The 2,052-nt window shown below is 28.8% G+C and carries 2 protein-coding genes; one reads left to right on the top strand and one right to left on the bottom strand.

What is annotated here, in order from left to right:
- Positions 1 to 53: 53 nt before the first annotated feature.
- Positions 54 to 1,160: a hypothetical protein gene (locus KC460_05205; protein ID MCA9770739.1), complete on the bottom strand. Its 1,107-nt coding sequence runs from the start codon at positions 1,158 to 1,160 to the stop codon at positions 54 to 56.
- Between the two features lie 84 nt (positions 1,161 to 1,244).
- Here KC460_05205 and KC460_05200 point away from each other — a divergent pair, with 84 nt between their 5' ends.
- Complete coding sequence (locus KC460_05200) at positions 1,245 to 1,700, top strand: hypothetical protein (GenBank protein ID MCA9770738.1); 456 nt, start codon at positions 1,245 to 1,247, stop codon at positions 1,698 to 1,700.
- Positions 1,701 to 2,052: the final 352 nt, after the last annotated feature.

The raw sequence follows: 2,052 nt of genomic DNA, 5'->3' as shown, positions 1-2,052 counted from the left end.
ATTTTTTTTTTATAAATTCACTGAAAAAATCAGAAACGAAATTTCGATGTGTTTTACAAATTTTTATATTTATTATTTATATCATTAATATTCGTTTTTGCACTTGTATTTAATATATGACAGTCACTTGCCATTTTCCCTGTTTTTATCAGTAACCTATTTGTAGGACCCAGTGATAATAGCTGACTGTATTCTATAGCTAATTCAGTCAGCTCAGGTCTAACATAATCAATATTACCTCGTAACATTTTTGACAAACCTGAAATATTAACATTTAAGAAATCATGTTCTGTACCAAAAAATCTTCTCATATATAAACTTTCAGCTACTTCTATTGCAGAAACATATATATCTTCAACTAAGGAGAGTGATTGGGGTTGAGCTAAAATTTGTTTAATATTTGCTTTTTCATCTATAAGTTCATTTAAAGGTACCTTGGAAACATCTTTTTTCCCTTTATGGATATTTGGACCTAACAAATCAGGAAAGGATTCATAATATCGATTGATTTCATTAGCTAATTGAACTTTTTTTTTCTCTTCAGGACTTAACTCTCTTCTTGCTTGTGTAAGAGTCTCCATAGCCCATTTAACATCTTTTTTTAAAGCTCCACGTTTATTAAATCTTGATGTTAATTCTTGTTTCGTGTCATTGAATTCTTTGTTCAGATTAGCATTAAAAGCTTTGGAATCAGCGGCAAGAGAGTCATCCCAAGAGAAACTAGAACTGGAAGTATTTTGGAGATTTTTTTCGTTAAGTTTTTCATTGACATTACTCTCGAAAGCAACTTTTTTAGGTCTTCCCCTTTTCTTGGTACTATCGTTTTTGTTGTCTGTTGATATGTTTTTAATATTTTTGATATCTGGTTTTGGTTTCGTTGTATTATTAATAATATTATTGTTACCAAATAATTCTTGTGATATATTATTAATTTTATCGGTAGTGGCTTTAAGATTTTCGTTTGAAGTTGTTGTTGAAGTTGTTGTTGAAGGTGTTGTTGTTTTTTGTAGTTTTTCTTCTTTTTGTTTGTCTTTCGGTGTTGACAAAAGGTCCCATGTTCCATCTGTATTTTTGGTTATATTTATATCAGAGTTATTAACATTATTAGAACTTTTTTTTTGTTTAGAATCTGTAGCTCCTATGATTGCTGATAAACTCATTTTCTACAGTTTCTACTTCTTTTTTTTTTATATATTTTTTTTTTTTTTTTTTTCTAAACTTAGATATTTTTAAATAAATAAACAATGGCAAGTGATTATCCTCGATATGTGTTTTTTAAAGATAGTACGGGTACATTATCTATAAATAATTTAGAAGTATCAGGAGCTGAATGGGAAGGTAAAACATGGGACCCACAAATAATCCCAGCAGATTATTTAAATCTTAGTTCTTTTACAATTACAAAATGTGGATATTCAAGAGTAGGTAATTATGTAAATGCCTTCATTGTAGGAAATGCTAGTACATCTTCAACAGGAGCTCTTACACATATAGAATTTAGATTACCTGTACCTGTTAAAAATAATTTTGCAAGTATTATGGAAATTGCTGGAGGTGGTACAGCTTTAAGTGGATCTGGGTTAGATGGTCTTGTGCCTTATTCTCCAACAGGTCAAAAAACAGATGCTGGTTTGCAATGGACCAGCACAAGCACTGGAACAGAACAGATTAGATTTATGTTTATGTATTTAATAGAATAATTTAAGTGAAAAATGTATCGAAATTTCGTTTCTGATTTTTTCAGTGAATTTATAAAAAAAAAAAAATAGACCCCCCATAGCTCAGATGTGAAGTTTAGTCCACGTGCCTCTAACGAAATTTCGAAATTTCGTTTTATTTTTCAGTGAATTTATAAAAAAAAAAATATACCCCCCCATAGCTCAGATGTGAAGTTTAGACCATGTGTTGTTCAAAACGAAATTTCGAAATTTCGTTATGTACAAAAAAGGAAATTTATTACTCTGATACCAAAGATTTCATAAAAATTAATATATTTTTAAAAAAAGAAATTTCGAAATAATTAACTTTTTTTACTGAAAAATTAAAAATTAA

Source organism: Candidatus Dependentiae bacterium (genome assembly GCA_020431705.1).
Taxonomy (GTDB): Bacteria; Babelota; Babeliae; order Babelales; family Vermiphilaceae; genus JAGQHQ01.
This window is presented reverse-complemented; position numbering and strand designations above follow the sequence as displayed.

Excerpts from the sequence above, each read along its gene's own strand:
- KC460_05200 (MCA9770738.1), top strand. The coding sequence starts at position 1,245 with ATGGCAAGTGATTATCCTCGATATGTGTTTTTTAAAGATAGTACGGGT.
- KC460_05205 (MCA9770739.1), bottom strand. The coding sequence starts at position 1,160 with ATGAGTTTATCAGCAATCATAGGAGCTACAGATTCTAAACAAAAAAAA.